The following is a 20,955-nucleotide window of genomic DNA, read 5'->3' on the forward strand; positions in this document are numbered from 1 at the left end:
TACGACGCGGGACCTTCGCACTTCCGTTGTTATCCACGTGCACGACCCCGGTGGCACCGGCATCCCGATGACGTTTCCGGCCGATTACCGCTCCGACAGAGGGAGCTCGCGATAACGCGCCAGGTAAGCACCGTGTGCGACCTCGTCGACGCCGACAGGATGGGAAGCGGACGACGCGGGATGCTTCTGCAGCATCGCCGCGGGACGAACGGGCCGATGCTGGAAATTTCCCCCACAGTTCGGACACACATTGCGCAACGCGGTCAGCGCGCAGACTTCACAAAACGTGCATTCGAAACTGCAGATCATTGCATCTCTCGAGTCGGGTGGCAGTGCCTTGCCACAGCCTTCGCATGATGGTCTTAGTTCGAGCATTCCCGGTCTCCACAATCGACGAAATTTGGCGTTTTGTTCCCGCGGCGGGGACAGTCAATGGTTGAAGTTTATGAAAGCCGGATTGGGCGAACATGTCAGCGCGGCATCAATTGCTGCCACGCGGGACGCACCCGGGTACGCATCGACCCGGTGTGATTTGCTTATGCGAATTTATCGGTTCGCGAAGATCGGTCGTCGGCTTATCGTTGAGCGCAATCGGTCCCTGTTGCGACCGTACTAGCTACATCGAATCCGTCTATGTCTCAACATTCCACGTTCACACGCCGCGCATTCCTGGCAGGAGCCGGCGCACTCCTTGCATCGGCCGCTTTGCCCGCATTTGCGCAGACGCACGCAAAAGAAATCCGTATCGGTTATCAAAAGGCCGCAAGCACGCTGGTGTTGCTGAAAGCACATGGAACGCTGGAAAAGCGCTTCGCGCCGCTGGGTGTGGGAGTGAAATGGACAGAATTTCCGGCAGGCCCGCAATTGCTCGAAGGACTCAATGTCGGTTCCATCGATTTCGGCTATGTCGGAGAGGCGCCGCCTGTCATCGCACAGGCTGCTGGCGCCAACTTCGTGTACACCGCGTATGAGATTCCGACGCCGCAAGCCGAAGGCATTCTCGTGCATCACGATGCACCGATCCAATCCGTTGCGGACCTGAAGGGAAAGCGGGTGGCGTTGAACAAGGGCTCAGACGTGCACTGGTTCCTGGTCGCCGCGCTTCAGAAAGCAGGTGTGAAATACACCGATATCCAAACTGTGTTCTTGCCGCCCGCTGACGCGCGCGCCGCATTCGAGCGCGGCGCAATCGATGCGTGGGCTGTCTGGGACCCCTTTCTCGAAGCTGCAAAACGCCAATCGAATGCCAGACTGTTGACCGACGGCGCGGGGATCGTCAGCCACCACCAGTTCTTCCTCAGCGCGCGCCCGTTTGCGCAGCAAAACGCTGAACTGATTGATGCCGTAGTTGCCGAGGTTGGCAAAGAGGGCGTCTGGGTCCGCGATCACTACGCCGAAGCGGCTGCACAACTCGCACCGATTCAGGGACTCGACGCCAGCGTGGTCGAAGCGAGCTTGCGACACTATGCGCACGTCTATAAGCCGATCGATGCAGGCGTGCTCGCCGAGCAGCAGAGAATCGCCGATGCGTTCACTGAGCTTCGCATCATCCCGACGAAGATCGTCACGAAGGAAGCCGTACTCGGCGTGAAGGCGTAAGCGCACGTCTCAGTGCACGTCTCAGTGCACGTCTAATGGCCGCGCGCGATGCGCACTCCCGTCATCGCGCGCGTCACGCTACTCCGACAGATCGTGAAACAGCGCTTTGACGTTCTCCGGCGGCCGACCGATTACGGCACGTCCATTGCGAACGACGATAGGACGTTGAAGCAGGATCGGGTTCGCAGCGATCGCTTCGTATAACTGATCGTCGGTCAACGAGGCATCAGCCAGACCCAGTTCTTTATAGATGGCTTCTGAGTCTCGGAGCATCTCACGAACGGGGCACCCCAGCATTCCATTCAGTTCCTTCAACTGCGCCACGGACAGTGGCGTACGAAGGTACTCGACCACATCGACAGGTTCGTTCGACGGGGTGTAGACGTCGCTAATGAGTTCGCATGCGCCACGGGATTTCGAGCAGCGCGGGTTGTGATAGACGGTAATCATGGGCTTATGCGGAGAGTGAGCGGGTGAGGCTAAGAATTTTAGCTGCTGCGGTTGTATGGCGTTGCGGTCGTCGCTCAACTGCCGGCCGAAGAATGATCGCGGCTTGTGCTTGAGGACTGATTCGAGGCATTGCGCCGCTTGCGTGCGTTGATGCGTCAAAGGGGTTTGATCTTCGCCATTGGCGGCCTTCATGGATATGGCCGCGGTGGGGGTAATGCCGATGGACGTGCGGATCGGTGTCGGCCGCACTCCCTCTTGCGCCGTGCATCTCATTACTCGGTCGAGTTTATGCGCATAACGTCGACGCCTCTGCAGAGTATCGAGGTAACGGCGCGTGATATCAGGCGGGTGGGGTGTTAATGCTGACGAGGTTTATGCGCATAAACCACAGTCGTTTCGGGCGCGATGTTGCCCATTGTTAGCCAGCGGCCCACGGTCTGCAGAAGACTCATCATCGGTCGATTGCGCGACGCCTCCTTCGAATCCGGCAGGATCCGTGAGGACCTTCCATCGGCAAGCGCCGCGACATAGCTTCCAGAACGCCTCCGGGTTCACCATCCCGTGTTTCGGTTTATGCGCATAAAGCCACGTCAAACGGCTTATAACTGTTGCACGTAACCAAAAATGTTTGAATTAGAAAAACGCCAAGGTAAAATTCAGCGGCGTCCAAAAAGAGGAGGTGAACATTGGCAGCAGAAATCATCGCAGTGACACAGCAGAAAGGCGGAGTCGGTAAAAGTACGATTGCGATGCACCTGGGCGCCGCCTTCCATGAGAGAGGCAAGCGCGTCCTCGTCGTAGACGCCGATGGTCAAAACACCCTCATCCACTGGGCGAGCGCATCTTCGGATAGCGAGTCCGGCATTCCATTCCCCGTCGTCAATCTCTCCGAGGCCGGCTCGCAGATCCACCGCGAGATCAAGAAGTTCGTTGCGGACTACGACCTGATCGTCGTCGACTGCCCGCCGTCGATTACGGAAAAGGTCTCAGGCGTTGTCCTTCTCGCAGCAACGGTCGCCGTCATGCCGACGTCCTCATCGCCGGCTGATTACTGGTCGAGCGTGGGTCTCGTCAAGCTGGTGCAGCAGGCACAGGTCATGAACGAAGACCTCCGTGCCGTCTTTCTACTCAATAAGACCGAAGAGAAGCGAATGCTGACGCGTGAGTTGAAGCGAGCGTTGGAAGAACTCGGCTTCCCGCTTCTGCGCACCCAGATCCCCACGCGCGAAGCCTATAAACAGGCGATGGCACTTGGTCAGACAGTCTTGCAGATGAACGATCGTGGCGCGAAGCTCGCGGCTCTCGAAGTTCGCGCCTTTGCTGACGAGATCGCCACCCTGCTCCCCTGAATTTATGCGCATAAAGGTACTTGAATGAAACCGTCCCAATTCGCCAAAGGCTTCCAGGCACGTCCCGATACTACCAGCAGCGAAAAGCGCACCGCGCTCGATCGACTGAATGCGATCGACGGGCTGGTGCAAAACGCAGCGAAGAACACGAACGTTGCCGCATTCAAGAGCCCCGTTGTAGCGCCAACTTCGCCGAGCGAAGCGGAGCCGAGTGACACTGCGAATGAATCAGTCGAGTACCGCGCGTGGCGAGCCGAACACAACTATCGTGCCGGACAGATCGTCGAGCTTCCGCTGAAGGCGATCAAGCCGAGCCCATTCAATCCGCGGTATTTCTATCTGAAGTCGTCGATTGCCGAGCTCGCGGTCAACCTCGCGAAGCAAGGGCAGCAGCAGGCGATTCACGTCATTCCCGACTACGACAATCCCGGAAGCTATTTCGTCAGCGATGGCGGCCGACGTGTGCGGGCATTGAAAGAAGCAAACAAGGAGACGGTGAAGGCGATCGTCATTGATCTTCCGATCGGCATTCAAAGCTACAAACTCGGCTACGACCTCAACGTCCAGCGAGACTCACAGACAGTGTTCGACAACGCGATCGTATGGCGACGCTTTCTGGACGAGAAACACTTTCAAAGTCAGAAAGAACTTGCTGAACATCTTGGTCTCGATGAATCGACGATCGCGGTGGCACTCTCCATTGCGAAATTGCCAGAGACGGTGATGCAGGAGATGGTCGCGCGACCGGATCGCTTCGGCTCGAATATGGCGTATCAGGTCGGTCGGTATCACTCTGCGCGCGGCACGGATTCGACGCTGCGACTGATCAACAAGATCCTTTCCGACGATCTCAGCACGCGCCAGGTCGCCGACATCGTGAAGGGAAGGGCGACGGCACAGGAAAGCGCGAAGCCGGCAGGACGCCAGCGTTACGCTCAGCGGCTTGATATCAAATTAGCGGGGGTTTCGGTCGGCGACCTGAAGTCATATGGAGAAGACCGGCTCGAACTGAAGTTGCGCGGCTTGACGCGTGATAAGCGCGATGAAATTCTCCGACAGATCGAACAGATGCTGTCGGAACAGAAATAAGTTACGTAAAGGAATAGCGCGCCAACAGGGCGCGCTTTTTAGAATCAATCAGGAATCAGGCGGCCCGCGATTGGCTCAACGTGAACGAGAGCAAATCGCCATCCGTCGGCTCACCCCAGGTTTTGCGCGCGAGCCAGTCAAAGAATGCGGTTTCCGTCAGCTTCGACTCGAGGCCGCGTCGTCGCCAATCGTCACGCATGTGGCCACCGAGGCCCGGCAATTCATCCTCTTCGAACGAATTGCGAGCCAGTTCGCGTTCCGCTTCACCCTGTTCCTGGTACAGCGCCTGCGCTTCCTTGCGCCGATGGGCCATGTACTCGTCCAGCAGCCTTGCCTTCGGATCGTCGGCAGGCGTGCCCGCCGAACCTTTGCCAGCCGTCCCTGACGGCAACGCATCGACAGGCGGCGCATAGCCCTTCTTCAGCGCGTCCTTGAACAGCGCCGGCGCGCTGCGCACGGGCGGCAGCGTGGTGCTGCGCATCCGCTGCTCGGTCATTTGCAGCGCCGCGCGAATGCGGTTCTCCTCGCTATCGGCGTACAGCGTTTGCGCCTCTTTGAGCGGAATGCCGATCTTCACCATCCGATCGACGAGCGTGCTGTCGAAAACATTCGGATGTTCGTCGAGTGCAAGCATCGGCTGCTTGCGCTCGGTGACCCGAAACTGGATTTCAGCGACGCGGCGGCCTTCGCGATGCTCGATGAGTTCGACAAAGATATTGGTAACCGCATTCACTTCCGCGATCGCCGGACGCAAGTAGTCGCGCTTGAAATACTTGTACTCGCGCTTGGCTTCATCGCCCGCTTCGGTGTCGGGCGTGCCCGACAAGATCGGCCGCCACCATTCCCACGCCTCACGCATCGTCAGATGGCTCGGATTGGTCAGATAACGCACGCAGATTTCATAGAGCGCGAGACCCGCGCTGCTGCGCAACTGGCTTTGGAATTGCAAGCTCAACCGCGCGTATTGCACGGGATCGAGCAGTTTCTTTTTGATCTTGGGCGCGAACGAGAACTCGACCCACACGCGACGCGTCGTCGGATCTTCGAGAATTTCGGCGTCGGCGATGAGCGTCGAGATGCCCCATTTGCGGCCGGGCTTCTGGCTCGACGTTCCTTGGCTCCATTCGACCTGCACGGAGACCATCCGACGCAAGTGCTCCTTGACGAGGGCCGTGTCGTTCGAGTCAAAAGCCGAGTTTGCGACGATGTCCGACAGCAGTGCCCGATAGGTGTCGCCCGATTCGTCCGCTTGCTGAGCAACCGTGAGCAACACGTTGAACAGTTTGCGTGTGAGAAGCGTGATCTTGCCGCTCTTGGGCTGAATGGCAATCGCCTCGACGGCTTTGCGCAATTCGGCGGAGCTTGGGCTCACCACATCGGTTTTTTTCGCGCGCTTCGTGGCCATGCGTCGAGTCGGGAAGAGATTTTGCGAAAGCATACCGGCTGTGGTGATGCACGTCTATAGCGCCTCTCTCACCTACGTTGGGTGAAATCAGTTTACCCCGCCCAACTCACCAGGAGCGGGTCCCGCAAACCCTCACCGTTCATCGTCAGATGCCTCTTCTGGCGACGTTGATGGTCGCGGACCAGGCGTAAACGCCGTCAAACTGGCCGCACCAGAAGCCGGCAAATTCCTTCCTGAAGATTCTCACCGTTGCGAGCGTCGCAAATCTGCGACGCCGGTTTGGGTTGCCAGCGCCACCGGGAGACAGCCCGGACAAGCGCGCGCTGTTAAGACGTGCCTCGCTCGCTGCGCGCTGGGTACTGTCGGAATCGAGGATCCACTTGTACATCGCGCGGTTCAACTCGCGGTCCGATCCGCGTGCTCCCATCCATCATCTGGAGCAACGTCACCCGTCCATGAATGGCACCCTGAAGGCGGAATGTTAAATCCGGGCACCGCTAGCAGCCTTGACGATCGGTCATCAGACAACGCACCGAGTACCGGGCCCCCGAATACTCTCACCTTTGGTATCGCTCAAGCCGAGATCCGGCGGTATTTCGCGTCCTACTGATCAATCGTTGACGGGAAAATGCTCCCGTATCTTCTCACCTGGGCAGCGATCGCTCGTCATGAATGAATCGGTCCGCAACAGTCCCTCAGCCCCCGAATATCCTCACCTTTTGACAAAAATCGACGAAAAACCAATCAATTTAGGCACTTAGCACACATCGATTTGGCCGATCGATCCGCAGGCAAGGCGACAACCTCCTGAAAAGTCTCACCTGTAGCGAGTCATGACGTAAACCAGTGCCTAAAAACTCGACAAACCGCTCTCCCGAAAAGCCTCACCTGAGCAAAACCGCAGGGTGATCGACGGCTCGCGTCGGACCGCACCGGCACTACGTTCGGCGGGAATTTTTGCAGAATTGGTCCCGCATTTCCTCACCTTTTCGCTGCAATCGACGCCTAACACGTCCCGTAACATCTCACCTTTCGGCTTTCCGCCGCGATTCTGGCCCAAGATATGCATACATTTTGGGGGTCCCGAATCCGCTCACCCTTGAGATCCGGGTGGCTGCAAACATCGAAAGGAAGAACACTTCCACTCCCGTAAAACCTCACCTTTGTGCATCGCGTGCCCAAAATCGGCTCAAAATGGCTCCCCCGCCCCGAAAAATCTCACCTTCACCCTTCGTTTTCTCCCGTGATGGCTCACCGAGGGCTCGCCGGACTCGTAAAATCGCCTCATATCGCGCCCGAGCCGTCCTCCTGAATCCCCTCACCACGCTTGCGCAGGTGCAAAATCGAAGCAACCAGCGTGTACGGGCCGCAATCAACAGGTGACTCCCGAAAACCTTCACCTAACATCAGCGGCCACTATCGGGGCGCTCCCGAAGCCACTCACGATCTTTCCCGGGCCGGCTCACCCGTGTCCCTGAACCCCATCACTCAACTATCCTGCCAAAGCTCACCATCCATCCCGTAAACCTTCACCTGATCGGGCGCTACGCCTTATCCAGTAAGGCTTCTGACTGGCGTTAACGTCTTTAACTAGGGTTCAAAGGTGTTTACTTTTATTACTCTCAACGAGACGCCCCGTGAGCTTCCGCAAATACAACGAGACCCAGATTCAGAACGCACTGTGCCGCCGTGAAACAGTGCCAAAACATCTTGCTAGCACCTAAACGTATTTATTAACAACGGCTTAGCAGGTATTCTTCGATTTGTTTCACGGATCAACCGTCGCCGTCGACACCGATGCGCCTAATTTGTCTCCATCTGATCGAGTGTGGCAAGAAAGACGCACCCAAACGCGAAAACGTAACGAACACTACGTAAATTGTTATGATTCGTCGAATTCACGTAGCGCAGAGACAATCATGAATCTGGACGAAGAACGCCAAGCTATCCGACAAGAACTCGATACACTGCGTGCCAATGGGGCGCGTCGCCAGGAACTGTCCCTTCACGCCTGCAAACGCCTCTTCTTCGACCTCGGCATTCGTCCGTCAATGGCTGCCGTGCGTGACTTGACGCAAACGGGCAGCGCCAGCGACATCCCGAAAGACATCGACAGTTTCTGGGAGCGGATTCGCTCTGCCTCCCGCGTACGCGTCGGCGCCGGCGTCATTCCCAAGGCGTTGGAAGAAAAGGCGGGCGAACTCTTGGGCGCGCTCTTCGAAGATGCGTTGTCACACGCCAAGGCATCGCTCGATCACGAACGCCAGGAACTACATGCGTTGCGCGCCGCGGCCGAGCGCGATTCTCACGAAGGCAAGATTCGAAAAGAAGTTTCTGAGGAAGCTATACAGCGCAGCGAGGCACGCGCCGACGCCGCCTGGGAACGCGTGCGTGTTCTTGAGACGCAACTTGCCTCAGTGAACACCAGCGGATCGGCACATCAAGAAGGATTGAAGACGTCCGTGCGCCGGCTGGAGGCCGAGAACGAATCGTTGCGCAAGCGTCTTGATGCCGAACAGTCGACGAATGCGGGGCTGCGCGACCGTATCGATGGGTTGCACTCCGAAATGCGGCAAAACGCCGAGCATTACGCGCAACAGATCAAGGATGCCGTGGCCGAGGCCGAGCGTCGCGTCAAGCCGATGCTCGTGGAACTGGACTCCTTGCGTGCGATGGCTGCGACGTATCAGACGGGGGTGCGCGATGCGAGCCGGAAGGAATTCGAATTCATCCAGCAACTGGCGGCTGCCAAGGCGAGGGGCGACCGGCTGGAGGCGCAACTGCGCGAACAATCTGACGAACTCGATCTGCTGACGCGCCAGATGACTGCGTTGCGCGCCCAGCAAAGCATCGACCCAGCCGTTGCGGAATTGCTCTGTCAACTGGCAAGTGCGGGCAGGCTGAGCACGCAGGAATTGGATTCGATCGGAACGGCCGCCGATGGACACGTTGCCGTACCCGCTCGCTGTCCGAAATGCGCCGAAGGTGAGCCGGAGCTTTCACAGGTCGATCACCGGTATGAGCTCCTTTGTCCCGAATGCGAGCACTCGTCGGGAACGGGCGGCTCGCGCTTGGCTGCCGTGACACGCTTCATGGATACGTCGCAAACTTCGGCGTTGAGCTGATCGCCAAACGCACTAGTTTCTCTGAAAGCGTTCGAGGTGAGCGTTTTCGGGGAACCCAAGGTGAAGGTTTACGGGAGCCGCTTATCTGCGGTCCCGCGTGGGCCCGGCGTCTTCGGCAGACGTTGGTGTTTCCGCAACGTGCGTTTCGGCGTCGAACTTTTCCTGGTCGTTCCACATCTTCCACGCGCGATGCAATCGATTCGCGGAAACAGCTTGCGCGAATCCGAGCCATTGTCCGACCACCTCCGGCTCTACCCCGCTTTCGAACAGATCGGCAGCGAACGAGTTACGCAACGTGTGCGGACTTGCGCGTGCTTCGCGCGATCGACTGATTCCGGCTGCTTCGACGAGCGCGTCGACGGCACGAAGCATCGTCGCCTTATGCATTGGACGGCCCGATGGCGAGGCGGGGAAAACCAGCTCGCCGGGCAGTTCCGCTTGCTTGCGCTCGTCGAGCCAGGCATCGAGAACGGACACAGCAAAGGGTGCGAGCCGTGTTCTCCGCGTGAACAATGGATTGGCCGCGTCGATCACCACCCACGGCGAGCCCGCTGTCACGCAATTAATCGAGATCGTGCGCGCTTCGCCTGTTTTGATACCGCCGCCGAGAAACACAGCAATCAAAGCGCGATCGCGGCGCTCCCGCCAACGTTGGGCCGACGTCAGATCACTCACGGGCGAAGAAAGATAAGCGATCAAAGCGGATCGCTCGGCAATGGTGAGAAATCCTGTCGGTTCGTTGTCGCGCGCGTTACGCCATTCTGCTTCGCCATCCTGAGCAATGAATCGTGCGGGGTTGGTCGATGCAAGTTCGATCTCGCGCACATGGTCGAGTACGCGCTCGATCAACCGGAGATATCGAGCGCGTTGCGGCTTTCGGATCGACAATCCGCCGACGAATTCTGCTATCGCACCCATGTCGACCGTCACGAGATTCTTGTGACGCGCCTGCAGCCATTCGAGAAAAAGCCCCCACTGCGCGCGATACACCTCCGCTGACGAATGGCGAAAATTTTGCCCGGCGAGCCATGCGTCGAACGCGGCGCGCGGATCGATCAGCCAGTCTTGGCGTTGGGTATCGAATAGATCCGCACTAGGGGCGGATAGACCAGTGGGGCCAACGGGATCGGTGGAGACCATAGTCAGTTTTTCCGTTAGTTGCATGGAACGATTGTAGTCGGCCAACGGGCGGGATATTTTTGTGTCGGAAGGCGTCCTGTTGGGCAAAGCGGGCAGACTTTACGCGCATAAACTCCCGCCGCCCGCCGCCCGCCGCCCGCCGCCCGCCGCCCGCCGCCCGCCGATCACGGCGACCCTCAATCAACGTCATCCGCCCCATGCTCGCCCGGCGCCGCGATCGTTGCTCGCAACCCGACTTCGGGTTGTTGACGCCTTTGACTTCTCCGCGGCGTCGTAAGCCGCGACAGCGAACGCAAACACAGCCGGCAACGCATTCGACCTGCCGAAATCGACGGGATCATCGGTCTCGGGGAACTGAAAGTCGTCGGGCCTTTGAAACAACCCAAGCAACATGGGATCGTGCCGGCTGGCAAAACCAAGATCGGCGAGCGCTTCCGCTTCGATCGCATGCAGAAGCCGCCACGTGAGCGGCACCTCCTGCACGATGTATCGCGACGCAATATGCCGGACGATATGTTCGAGGTCGCGCGCCGCGGACTTGAAGCGCAGCGCAGCCAGATCCTGTTCCTTGTTCAGTTCGTTCATTCTTCGGCTCCATCGGACTGCGTATACTGTACAAACATACAGTATTGGCTGCAAGCCAGGTGTACGCCGAAGACTTCCGAGTCCGGCTAACCGTGAATGACGACAAGCAGGGCTTTGGCCTCGCCTTTCCCAGCGTTACGGATGGCATGAGGCTCGTCGGCGACGTAGCGTGCGGTGTCGGCGACTTTCAGGCGCTTCGTGGTGCCCGCCGCTTCGATATCGATCAAACCGTGCAGCACGGTCAGATGCTCGCGTGTCCCTGGCTCGTGCGCGCTCGACACCAACGCACCGCCGGGTTGCAGCGTCAGTTCGTACCATTCGAATTTTCCCGCCAGATCGATCGGCCCCCACACGCGCAACTGGTATCGCGCGTCGTGGCCGCTCAGCGTCGGAATTTCATGTGGGCCGGACACGGCAATCGGCTCCGGCGCTTTCTGCGGCGCAAACAGCGAATCGAGACTGACGCCCAAAGCATTCGTCAGCCGCCACGCGACGGCGATCGTCGGATTCGCCTTGTCGCGTTCGATTTCCGACAGCATCGATTTCGACACCCCGGCCGCGCGCGACAGATCGTCGAGTGTCATTTTGCGTTCACTGCGCAACCGTTGAATCTGCTCCCCAACGCGCGGCGGCGCCGCCACCGACTGTGCAACCGTTGCCGCCGTAGACGACGAACTCCTGCGCGCTCCCGAACTTGCCATTTCCTGACCTATCGTTTAGAGTTGTTCGACATATCGAACTTTAGTTCGAAAAAACGAAAATTTCCGATAAAACTGAAGCCGACTATAACAGGCCGCCGCGCCGCATGGTGCGCTGCAAAGCCGGCCATTCAAGGAGCCGTTCCATGCGTGACCCCTTCCTCGCGCATCTGCGCAGCACGCTCGACCAGATTCGCGCCGATGGTTTCCACAAGACCGAGCGCGTGATCGCCAGTCAGCAATCGTCTGATATCCGCCTCGAAAGCGGCGCCGAGGTGTTGAACTTCTGCGCGAACAACTATCTTGGCCTCGCCAACGACGCGCGCCTGATCGCCGCGGCGAAAGACGGGCTCGACCAGGACGGCTTCGGCATGGCGTCGGTGCGTTTCATCTGCGGGACGCAGACCGTGCACAAGGAACTCGAACGCGCGCTGTCAGCGTTCCTCAAGACGGACGACTGCATTCTCTATTCGAGCTGCTTCGATGCAAACGGCGGCCTGTTCGAAACGCTACTCGACGATAACGACGCCATCATCAGCGACGAACTGAATCACGCGAGCATCATCGACGGCGTTCGGCTGTCGAAAGCGAAGCGTTACCGCTACAGGAACAACGACCTCGCCGATCTCGAAGCGAAGCTGCGCGAAGCGGATGCAGCAGGTGCGCGCTTCAAGCTGATCGCGACGGACGGCGTGTTTTCGATGGACGGCATCATTGCCGATCTCGCGGGCATCTGCGATCTCGCGGACCGCTATGGTGCGCTCGTGATGGTCGACGACTCGCACGCCGTCGGCTTTATCGGCGAACACGGACGCGGCACGCCCGAGCATTGCGGCGTGCTCGAACGCGTCGACATCATCACGGGTACGCTGGGCAAGGCGCTCGGCGGCGCATCCGGCGGCTATGTCGCGGCGCGCCAGGAGATCGTTGATCTATTGCGGCAGCGCTCGCGTCCCTATCTGTTTTCGAACACGCTGACGCCGAGCATCGCCGCCGCATCGCTCAAGGTGCTCGAACTGCTCGCCAGCGACGAAGGCAAGCAGTTGCGCGAACGCGTGCGCGCAAACGGCGCGCGTTTCCGTCAGGCGATGAGCGCGCACGGTTTCACGCTCGTGCCGGGCGAACATCCCATCATTCCCGTGATGCTCGGCGACGCGCAACTTGCATCGAACATGGCCGACGCCTTGCTCAAGGAAGGCGTGTACGTGATCGGCTTTTCATATCCTGTCGTGCCCAAAGGCCGCGCGCGCATTCGCACGCAGATGAGCGCCGCGCACACGGCGGAACAAATCGATCGGGCCGTCGACGCATTCGCGCGCGTCGGCCGTTCGCTTGGCGTGATCTGATACGGGGCATCACCAGCAATGAAAGCACTGGCAAAACTCGAACGCGCACCGGGCCTCACGTTGACCCGTGTGAAGAAACCCGAAGTGGGCCACAACGACGTGATGATCCGCATCACGCGCACGGCTATTTGCGGCACCGACATCCATATCTGGAAGTGGGACGACTGGGCGCAGAAAACCATTCCCGTGCCGATGCACGTCGGTCATGAATATGTCGGCGAAATCGTCGAAATGGGCCAGGAAGTGCGCGGCTTTTCGATCGGCGACCGCGTGTCGGGCGAAGGGCATATTACCTGCGGATTCTGTCGCAACTGTCGCGCGGGACGTCGGCATTTGTGCCGCAATACCGTTGGCGTCGGTGTGAATCGCGAAGGCGCGTTTGCAGAATATCTCGTGATTCCCGCCTTCAACGCATTCAAGATTCCGCCCGAAATCTCCGACGATCTCGCCGCGATCTTCGATCCGTTCGGCAACGCGACGCACACGGCGCTGTCGTTCAATCTGGTTGGCGAAGACGTGCTGATCACGGGCGCGGGACCGATCGGCATCATGGCCGTCGCGATCGCAAAGCACGTGGGCGCCCGCAACGTCGTGATCACCGACGTCAACGATTACCGGCTGGAACTCGCGCGCAAGATGGGTGCGACACGCGCCGTGAATGTGTCGCGCGAATCGCTGCGCGACGTGATGAGCGATCTGCACATGACGGAAGGCTTCGACGTTGGCCTCGAAATGTCGGGCGTGCCGAGCGCATTCACGTCGATGCTCGAAGCGATGAACCACGGCGGCAAGATCGCGTTGCTCGGCATTCCGCCTGCGCAAACGGCGATCGACTGGACCCAGGTCATCTTCAAGGGCCTCGAAATCAAGGGCATTTATGGCCGCGAGATGTTCGAGACCTGGTACAAGATGGTCGCGATGCTGCAAAGCGGGCTGGATCTTTCGCCGATTCTCACCCACCGCTTCGCCGTCGACGATTACGAACAGGCGTTCGCTACGATGCTGTCGGGCGAAAGCGGCAAGGTCATCCTCGACTGGACCGTCTGAGACAGCGCCGCGTACCGACAGAATCAACTCGCGCGCGGCCGCGCAGCCTCTGTCTGAATGATGACGTGAATATCGTCGCCCACTGCGGGATACCACGTCGTCAGACCAAACTTCGAACGGCTGAACTGGCCTTCCGCTGAAAAGCCGAGCGTATCGGCTTTCGTCAGCGGGTCGACGCCGTAGCCATTGAACGTCACATCGAGCGTAACGGGCTGCGTCACGCCGCGTATCGTCAGGTCGCCCGTCAGCTTGCCGCGCGCGTCGCCCGTGCGCTCGAAACGTGTGCTGACGAAGCGGATCTGCGGATTGCGCTCCGCGTCGAGCATATCCGTCCCCTTCACCATCTTGTCCAGCAACGGAACGTTCGTGTCGATGCTCGCCGCGTCGATCGTCACCGCGACCTGGCTCTTGTCGAGCCCGCCTTCCTTCCAGTCGAGCTCGCCCGCCACGCGGTCGAAGCGCATCGTGAAGCGCGTGTACTTGAAGTGATCGACGTTGAACGTGACGCTCGTGTGATGCGGATCGAGCTTGTACTCGCCCACAGGCACGCGCGCTTCCGTTTGCGTGACCGTATGCGTGACGACCTGCAACGGCGTACATGCGCCCAGCGCCGCCGCAATCGCGATCGCAGACACGGCACGGCGAAAAACGATGCTCATGACACTCATCCTTTTGAACGATTCTCCAACACGATAATGCCTGAAGCGCCGAAGCGACTGCAAATGCGAAGCGGGCGAATACTTGACGAAGGAGAATGATCGTTCTACCCTTCGCGCATGGCTACTCTCGACGACACGACTGGCAGCGCGCGTGAGCGTCTGCTCGACGCCGCCGAAGCGCTGATTTACGCGGGCGGCATTCACGCAACGGGCGTCGATGCGATCGTCCGGCTATCGGGCACGGCGCGCAAAAGTTTCTACACGCATTTCGAATCGAAAGATGCGTTGGTGGCGGCCGCGCTCGAGCGGCGCGACGAACGCTGGATGAACTGGTTCATAGAAGGAACGCTGCGCCGTGGCAGGCATCCGCGCGCGCGCATGCTCGCAATGTTCGACGTATTGCGCGAATGGTTCGTATCGGAAGATTTTCATGGCTGCGCGTTTCTCAACGCCGCTGGCGAGATCGCTTCGCCTGACGATCCCATTCGCGTGGTCGCGCGCGAACACAAGGAGCGCCTGCTCGACTTCGTGCGCACGCAATGCGACGAGTACATCGCATCGACGGGCGGCGATAGCCGGCGCGCAGCGCGGCTGTCGCGGCAGTGGCTGATCCTGATCGACGGAGCGATCGGCGTCGCGCTCGTGAGCGGCGACGCCGATGCCGCGCTCGACGCGCGCGCCGCAGCCGGGCATCTGCTCGATTCCAACAGTGCAAGCACCCGCTCGTCCAATGGGCGAGCGTCCACCTGACGCAGTTCAACGAGGAATCATCATGGCCGATATCGAAAGACGTCCTCCCGTCCCGCCGTTCACGCGCGAGACGGCCATCCAGAAAGTGCGCGCCGCTGAAGATGCATGGAATACGCGCGAGCCCGAGCGCGTATCGCTTGCTTACACACCGGATAGCAAATGGCGCAATCGTGCCGATTTCCCCACGGGGCGTCCGGAAATCGTCGCGTTCTTGCAGCGCAAGTGGGCGCGCGAACTCGACTACCGCTTGATCAAGGAACTGTGGGCCTTCACCGACAACCGCATCGCCGTGCGCTTCGCTTACGAATGGCACGACGATTCGGGTAACTGGTTCCGTTCGTACGGCAACGAGAACTGGGAGTTCGACGAGAACGGACTGATGGCGTATCGCCACGCGAGCATCAACGACAAGCCGATCCGCGAGGAAGAGCGGCTGTATCGCTGGCCGCTGGGTCGTCGTCCGGACGATCATCCGGGGCTGTCCGATCTGGGACTGTAATCCGCCGTCATATCGACGGTGAACGCGCGCATCGGCGCGTTCACCGAACCGTAACCGTTGATTCGCTATCGTCGGCGTCTGCGCGTAGTGTCGTTCCGAGCGCACACTCCATCTCGCTGCAAGATTTGTGGGGTAGAGTGCGCGACTGGAGAGGAGTTCGACACTAATCGCGACATTCAGACGCCGGCGCGCGACCGGTTGCGGAGAGCACATGCCGTTTGGAAAGATCAAGAACAAGATTCGTCGAGCATGCGTGGCGGCAGCGTTAGCAGGCGTCGGTTTGATGGGCGCGTCGGGCGCGCAGGCGGCCGACTGGTGCAGCGGCGGCGTGTGGGTCGATGCGATGCTCGGCTCATATCACATCGACCCGGACCCGGGCACCGACTTCGAGCAGTTCAATCCTGGCCTTGGCGTCGAGTGCTGGCTCAACGGGCAATGGGCGCTGACGGCGGGCGGCTTCCGCAATTCGTTGCGTCGTCCATCGTGGTACGGCGGCGGTGTGTGGGCACCCGAATTCGTGCACTGGGGCTTCATTCGCCTGGCCGTGATGGGCGGCATCATCTCCGGCTACAACTACGGCAACTGGGGCCTTGGCCACAATCACACGGTCGGGCCGGTTGCCGCGCCTATCGTGATGGTCGAGTACAAGCGCGTTGGGGCAAACTTCATCGTGGTCCCGCCTATCCCTTCCGACAACCTGCCTTTCACGATCGGGTTTCAGGTGAAGGTGAAGTTCTAGGATCGGTTCACTCGTCGCGATGGGTGAGGCTTTTCGGGAGCACACGTTCGGTGAACGGACGACACGACAATTGCATCACCTGACGCACCAAAATCCCGCGATATAGGCTGGAAAAGCACCCGCGGCATTCAAGCCGACAGTCTCGCAACCAGCATGCGCCGATCAAAGGTGAGGTTTTGCGGGATGCCGGATACCCGTCCGATGTGCTCCCGAAACCTCTCACCTTCGCGAGCAACTGTGCAAATCCCGCGAGCACGACGATCACCGCAAGCCCGCCGACGCCGTTCATAATCGCAGGCAACGCGACTCCTCGCATGCGGCTGACGACGTCTATGAACGATTCGAAACTGGACTGGAGCGACGTGCGAATCTTCCTTGCCGTCGCGCGCTGCGGCACGCTGGGCGCGGCCGCGCGCCAGCTCGGACAGACCCAGCCGACCATGGGCCGGCGTCTGCGGGCGCTCGAGGAAGCCGTCGGCCACACGCTGTTTCAGCGCACGGCTGAAGGCTTCGTGCTCACCGACGAAGGCCACGCCGTGCTGACCTACGCCGAGCGCATGGAAGAAGAAGCGCACGCGTTCATGCGTTCGCTTGCGGGCAACGAGCAGCAACTAACGGGCGCGCTGCGCGTGTCGTCGTCGGACTGGTACGGCATCCATGTGCTGACGCCGGTGTTCGCCGGATTCCTTGCGCGCCATCCGCAGATGTCGATCGAACTGATCACCGATTCGCGCCGCTACAACCTCGCGCGCCGTGAAGCCGATCTGGTGTTCCGCATCACGCCGTTCGACGAACCCGACGTCATCCAGCGCAAGCTGATGCATATGGATTACGCGCTCTATGGGCGCATCGATCTGGTCGCGCCCGCGCGCGGTGATGGCGCAGGCCAGTCGCTCATCACCATGGATACCGCGTTCGGCGAGTTGCCCGACGTCGCGTGGATCCGGCAGATGCTGCCGAACGCGCATATCGCGTACGCCAGCAACAACCGCGGCGTGCAGGCGCGCATGTGCGCCGAAGGCGGCGGTTTTGCGGTGCTGCCCTGTCCGCTCGGCGACAACACGCCGGGCCTGCGGCGCATCGATCTCGGCGAAGCGCCGCCCGGCCGCGATGTTTGGCTTGGCTACCATCGCGACCTGAAACGTCTCGCACGTCTGCGCGCCTTGCTCGATGTCGTGATCGAGCGGCTCGCGAACGTGTGAGCCGACCCGCCAACCTCATTCGGTTTCAACCACGATCTTGCCGCGCGCGGTGCGCTCCGTGATCGCGTCGTAGGCACGTTCCGCCGATCCGAGATCGAAGCGGCGCGGATCGAGATGCGGCGCGAGCTTGCCCTGTTCGACAAGGCGCGTCGCCTCGGCCAGCATCTCGCCGTGATGCGCGCGATGCTGACCGGTGAGCAACGGATGCAGCGTGAACACACCTGAATACGTGGCCTCGCGGAACGACAGCGGCGCGAGCGCATGCGTGCCCCAGCCGAGCGCGCTCACGACGTGCCCGAAATGCCTGACGGCCGCGAACGATGCATCGAGCGTTGCGCCGCCGACGGTATCGACGACGAGATCGAAGCCTTCGCCGGCGGTCAGTTCGCCAACATACTGTTCGACCGTGCGCGCCGCATAGTCGATCGGTGCCGCGCCGAACCGCGCGACGACATCGTGATCGCGCGCGCTCGCCGTCGCGAAGACCTGCGCGCCGAGCGCGCGCGCCAACTGCACCGAGACGTGCCCGACACCGCCCGCACCGCCTTGCACGAGCACGGTTTGACCGGCCTGCAAGTGGGCGCGGTCGACGATGCCTGCGTACGACGTGATAAACGCGAGCGGCAACGCGGCAGCTTCGCGCATCGACAGATTGGACGGCTTGCGGGCGAGCAGTTGCGCGTCGACGGCTGCATATTGCGCGAGCGAACCCTGAATGCCGCCGACACCGCCCGTCATCCCATAGACCTCGTCACCGATCTTCAAGCGCGTCACGTCCGCGCCGAGCGCGACGACCACGCCCGCGAGATCGATGCCGAGCACCAGCGGCAACGGATGACGCGCATGCGCGGCGCTGCCCGCGCGAATCTTCGTGTCGAGCGGATTGAGGCCGCTCGCGCTGATCCGCACGAGCACCTCGCCGCGCGCCGGTTCGGGAATGGGCATCGTCGTGGGCACGAGGGGACCTTTGTACTGGCTGAGAACGAGGGCTTGCATGGACATGTCGGGCTCCGGCAGAAGATGAACGCAGTTGACGGAAGACATGATCGGCGACCCCAGAACCCTGGTAAATCAACGATTTAGCACGACGACCAAACAGAAATGCATGGCCATGGACATGCCAGCGCGGAGCGCAGTTCGTTACCTGGGTCTGCGAACAGAAGACAGCGGCAAGCGCGACGCGCGGCGCAAAGGTGAGAACTTGCGGGAGCGAGCGAAAAGCCTTGGAAACGCGCCGCGCTGCAAAATACAAACCCTTGATGGATAAGGCTTTGCGGGCATCGTCAAAGAGCTGGCGATGAGTGCGGATCGATCAATGGTGAGGTTTTGCGGGACCCGCGCAAAGTGACGTCGTCGTGCGCATCCCAGCTCACCTTTCGTGCAAGCGGGACTAGCTTCAGACAAGACCGCTGATGTTCCGGCCGTCGCGATGCGACAGCACGTCGGCGAGCCGCTCCATCGAAACAGGCTTGGTCAGGTGATAGTCGAAGCCTGCCGCGAGCGCACGCGACTTGTCGGACTCGGAGGAGTAGCCCGTCAGCGCGATCAGGAACATATGCGCCAGCGCCTTGTTCGAGCGGATGGCGCGCGCCACTTCGAAGCCGTCCATCTCCGGCATGCCGATATCGATGATGCCCACTTCGGGCAAGGTCTGTGCCGCGACCTTCAGCGCATCGCGGCCGCTGCGCGCGACGATCACGTCATGACCTTCCAGCTCTAGCACCAGATGCAGCGCGTCGAGCGCGTCGGCGTTGTCGTCGACGAGCAGGATGCGGCTCGGCGCGGCGCTCGCTGCCGCCGCCGTGGCGTCATGCGCGGCGCGCGGCTCAAGGTCGAGTATCGGCAGGCGCAGCACGACGCGCGTGCCGCGCCCGACGCCCAGGCTGTCGAGCGTAATGGTGCCGTCATGCAGTTCGATGAGACGCTTCGCGACCGCGAGCCCGATGCCGAGTCCGCCTTCCGAGCGGCGCGCGCTCGAGGGCGACTGCGCGAACAGTTCGAACACGTGCTCGAGCGCTTCGGGACTCATGCCGACGCCGTTGTCCTCGATGACGATCGACACCATGCCGCCTGCGCCGGCATCATCGGCTGCGCTTTCCGTGTCGGTCTGCACGCGCAGTTGCAGCGTGCCGCCCGCAGGCGTGTATTTGGCCGCGTTCGACAACAGGTTGCCGACCACCTGGCTGAGGCGCACGTGATCGGCACGTACGTGAACGGTCTGGTCCAGCCCTTCGATCACGAGGCGATGCTTGCGTGCATCGATATGATGCTTGAGCGCCGTGATCGCGTCGTACACGATTTCGTTCAGCGACGTGCGGCTGTACTTGATCGCAAGCTTGCCGTGCCGCAGGCGCGCGGCATCGAGCAGATCGTCGACGAGCGTGCGCAGCTGGCGCATCTGCCGCTGCGCGATGGCGAGGACATCGGTGGCCTGCTCCTCGCCTGCGCACAGCAGTTTGAGCGCGGTAATGGAACTGTCGATGGGCGCCATCGGATTGCGCAATTCATGGCCAAGCATCGCGATGAATTCGTCGCGCCGGTGCGCGGCGTCTTCGAGCGCGCGCCGCGCCTGTTGTGCCGCCTCGGTTTCCGCTTCGGCGGCCTGTTGCGCATCGAGCAGCGTGAGCGCCGCGCCGGCGAGCACGGCAAGGTTGCCGAGCAGGCGCACATCTTCGCGATCAAAACGATGTGCACCGTGCGACGCGACCCAGATCGCGCCGAGCGGTTTCGATTTGGGGCAACGAATCGGAATGGGCGTGATGATGCCTTCCGTGATGACCGCGCCCGCATCGCGCAGGCTCTTGAAGTAGGTGTGCGGCTCGACGAACAGCTGCGGCGCGCCGAGTTCGAGCGTCATCCCGCACGGACATTCGGCCCACGCCGTCGTTTTGCCTTCAAACGCGGCACACGCGCCCGCGACCGCACGCCAGCGGAAGACGGCTGCGCCTTCGCTCGTCGTTTCGAGCAGGCTGATGCCCGCGCTGCCTGCGCGGCACGCGCCGAGCGCCGCACCGGCGATGGCTTGCAGCAAGGTGTCGCGGCGTCCCGTTTGCGCGCCTGCGACGGTGACGAGCGTGCGGACTTCGGCGGCGTGATCGGGTGCGCGCGCCGGCCGGTCCTTCAGATCGTCCGTGCGCAGTACGCCCGCCCGGCGGGCACTTTCGATACCGTCGCTCATGATGCTCGATGGGGAATGAGTCTCCGCAGCGTGCTATGGCGTTGGCAAGCCGCGAGGTCGATATCGACGAATTATAGGCGTTGCGTCCGGGATTT

Annotated in this window: 20 protein-coding genes; 10 read left to right on the plus strand and 10 right to left on the minus strand. The window is 60.9% G+C overall.

The genetic code is table 11. The features are described from left to right. Positions 1-84 precede the first annotated feature (84 nt). On the minus strand, positions 85-375 hold the full coding sequence (locus tag KFO72_RS12300; protein WP_225032230.1) for a DUF1272 domain-containing protein: 291 nt from the start codon (positions 373-375) through the stop codon (positions 85-87). Positions 376-633: 258 nt separating this feature from the next. Between KFO72_RS12300 and KFO72_RS12305 the strand changes: the two genes are divergently transcribed. Further along, the gene (locus KFO72_RS12305) at positions 634-1,599 is read left to right on the plus strand and encodes a sulfonate ABC transporter substrate-binding protein (RefSeq protein ID WP_225032231.1); all 966 of its coding nucleotides are present in this window, start codon (positions 634-636) and stop codon (positions 1,597-1,599) included. Between the two features lie 78 nt (positions 1,600-1,677). Here KFO72_RS12305 and arsC read toward each other — a convergent pair whose 3' ends face one another. Then, positions 1,678-2,049 (minus strand): arsenate reductase (glutaredoxin), encoded by a 372-nt coding sequence (gene arsC / locus KFO72_RS12310; RefSeq protein WP_062917315.1) that lies wholly within the window; start codon positions 2,047-2,049, stop codon positions 1,678-1,680. A 686-nt stretch (positions 2,050-2,735) separates the two neighbouring features. On the opposite strand from arsC, the gene parA reads away from it, so the two are divergent. After that, on the plus strand, positions 2,736-3,398 hold the full coding sequence (gene parA, locus KFO72_RS12315; RefSeq protein WP_035998763.1) for a ParA family partition ATPase: 663 nt from the start codon (positions 2,736-2,738) through the stop codon (positions 3,396-3,398). 24 nt (positions 3,399-3,422) lie between these two features. Continuing rightward, positions 3,423-4,487, plus strand: a complete 1,065-nt coding sequence (locus KFO72_RS12320; RefSeq protein ID WP_060604562.1) for a ParB/RepB/Spo0J family partition protein — start codon at positions 3,423-3,425, stop codon at positions 4,485-4,487. A 55-nt stretch (positions 4,488-4,542) separates the two neighbouring features. On the opposite strand, the gene KFO72_RS12325 is transcribed toward KFO72_RS12320, so the two are convergent. Both KFO72_RS12325 and KFO72_RS12330 read right to left on the minus strand, forming a co-directional pair. Further along, the gene (locus KFO72_RS12325) at positions 4,543-5,892 is read right to left on the minus strand and encodes a replication initiation protein (RefSeq protein WP_107202612.1); all 1,350 of its coding nucleotides are present in this window, start codon (positions 5,890-5,892) and stop codon (positions 4,543-4,545) included. A gap of 145 nt (positions 5,893-6,037) precedes the next feature. Beyond that, complete coding sequence (locus KFO72_RS12330; RefSeq protein ID WP_225032232.1) at positions 6,038-6,280, minus strand: hypothetical protein; 243 nt, start codon at positions 6,278-6,280, stop codon at positions 6,038-6,040. Between the two features lie 1,531 nt (positions 6,281-7,811). On the opposite strand from KFO72_RS12330, the gene KFO72_RS12335 reads away from it, so the two are divergent. Further along, the gene (locus KFO72_RS12335; RefSeq protein ID WP_225032233.1) at positions 7,812-9,017 is read left to right on the plus strand and encodes a DNA-binding protein; all 1,206 of its coding nucleotides are present in this window, start codon (positions 7,812-7,814) and stop codon (positions 9,015-9,017) included. Positions 9,018-9,098: 81 nt separating this feature from the next. Here KFO72_RS12335 and KFO72_RS12340 read toward each other — a convergent pair whose 3' ends face one another. From KFO72_RS12340 to KFO72_RS12350, 3 genes are all read right to left on the minus strand, one after another. Beyond that, the gene (locus KFO72_RS12340) at positions 9,099-10,157 is read right to left on the minus strand and encodes a tyrosine-type recombinase/integrase (protein WP_062917314.1); all 1,059 of its coding nucleotides are present in this window, start codon (positions 10,155-10,157) and stop codon (positions 9,099-9,101) included. Positions 10,158-10,343: 186 nt separating this feature from the next. Next, complete coding sequence (locus KFO72_RS12345) at positions 10,344-10,742, minus strand: DUF2471 family protein (protein WP_054933222.1); 399 nt, start codon at positions 10,740-10,742, stop codon at positions 10,344-10,346. Positions 10,743-10,828: 86 nt separating this feature from the next. Further along, positions 10,829-11,443, minus strand: a complete 615-nt coding sequence (locus KFO72_RS12350) for a helix-turn-helix domain-containing protein (protein WP_060604569.1) — start codon at positions 11,441-11,443, stop codon at positions 10,829-10,831. Between the two features lie 143 nt (positions 11,444-11,586). On the opposite strand from KFO72_RS12350, the gene KFO72_RS12355 reads away from it, so the two are divergent. Both KFO72_RS12355 and tdh read left to right on the plus strand, forming a co-directional pair. Next, positions 11,587-12,786, plus strand: coding sequence for a glycine C-acetyltransferase (locus tag KFO72_RS12355; protein ID WP_054933224.1), 1,200 nt, complete (start codon positions 11,587-11,589; stop codon positions 12,784-12,786). A gap of 18 nt (positions 12,787-12,804) precedes the next feature. Further along, a complete protein-coding gene (gene tdh / locus KFO72_RS12360) occupies positions 12,805-13,833 on the plus strand; it encodes an L-threonine 3-dehydrogenase (protein WP_035998789.1) in 1,029 nt (342 codons plus the stop codon). Positions 13,834-13,856: 23 nt separating this feature from the next. Here tdh and KFO72_RS12365 read toward each other — a convergent pair whose 3' ends face one another. Next, complete coding sequence (locus KFO72_RS12365; protein WP_054933225.1) at positions 13,857-14,492, minus strand: YceI family protein; 636 nt, start codon at positions 14,490-14,492, stop codon at positions 13,857-13,859. 117 nt (positions 14,493-14,609) lie between these two features. Between KFO72_RS12365 and KFO72_RS12370 the strand changes: the two genes are divergently transcribed. From KFO72_RS12370 to KFO72_RS12385, 4 genes are all read left to right on the plus strand, one after another. Then, entirely contained in the window at positions 14,610-15,242 is a 633-nt protein-coding gene (locus KFO72_RS12370) for a TetR/AcrR family transcriptional regulator (RefSeq protein ID WP_054933226.1), read from the plus strand. Positions 15,243-15,264: 22 nt separating this feature from the next. Further along, positions 15,265-15,741 (plus strand): DUF1348 family protein, encoded by a 477-nt coding sequence (locus tag KFO72_RS12375; protein ID WP_062917312.1) that lies wholly within the window; start codon positions 15,265-15,267, stop codon positions 15,739-15,741. A gap of 211 nt (positions 15,742-15,952) precedes the next feature. Then, positions 15,953-16,480 carry a hypothetical protein gene (locus KFO72_RS12380; RefSeq protein WP_035998800.1) on the plus strand — a complete coding sequence of 176 codons (528 nt, stop codon included), beginning with the start codon at positions 15,953-15,955 and terminating at the stop codon, positions 16,478-16,480. Between the two features lie 332 nt (positions 16,481-16,812). Then, entirely contained in the window at positions 16,813-17,682 is an 870-nt protein-coding gene (locus KFO72_RS12385) for a LysR family transcriptional regulator (protein WP_054933261.1), read from the plus strand. Between the two features lie 15 nt (positions 17,683-17,697). Here the strand turns inward: KFO72_RS12385 and KFO72_RS12390 are convergent, their stop codons facing one another. Both KFO72_RS12390 and KFO72_RS12395 read right to left on the minus strand, forming a co-directional pair. Further along, the gene (locus KFO72_RS12390; RefSeq protein WP_225032234.1) at positions 17,698-18,684 is read right to left on the minus strand and encodes a zinc-dependent alcohol dehydrogenase family protein; all 987 of its coding nucleotides are present in this window, start codon (positions 18,682-18,684) and stop codon (positions 17,698-17,700) included. 394 nt (positions 18,685-19,078) lie between these two features. Beyond that, on the minus strand, positions 19,079-20,860 hold the full coding sequence (locus KFO72_RS12395; protein WP_225032235.1) for an ATP-binding protein: 1,782 nt from the start codon (positions 20,858-20,860) through the stop codon (positions 19,079-19,081). Positions 20,861-20,955 lie beyond the last annotated feature (95 nt).

It is taken from the genome of Paraburkholderia sp. XV (genome assembly GCF_020177535.1).
In the GTDB taxonomy this organism is placed as follows: domain Bacteria; phylum Pseudomonadota; class Gammaproteobacteria; order Burkholderiales; family Burkholderiaceae; genus Paraburkholderia; species Paraburkholderia caribensis.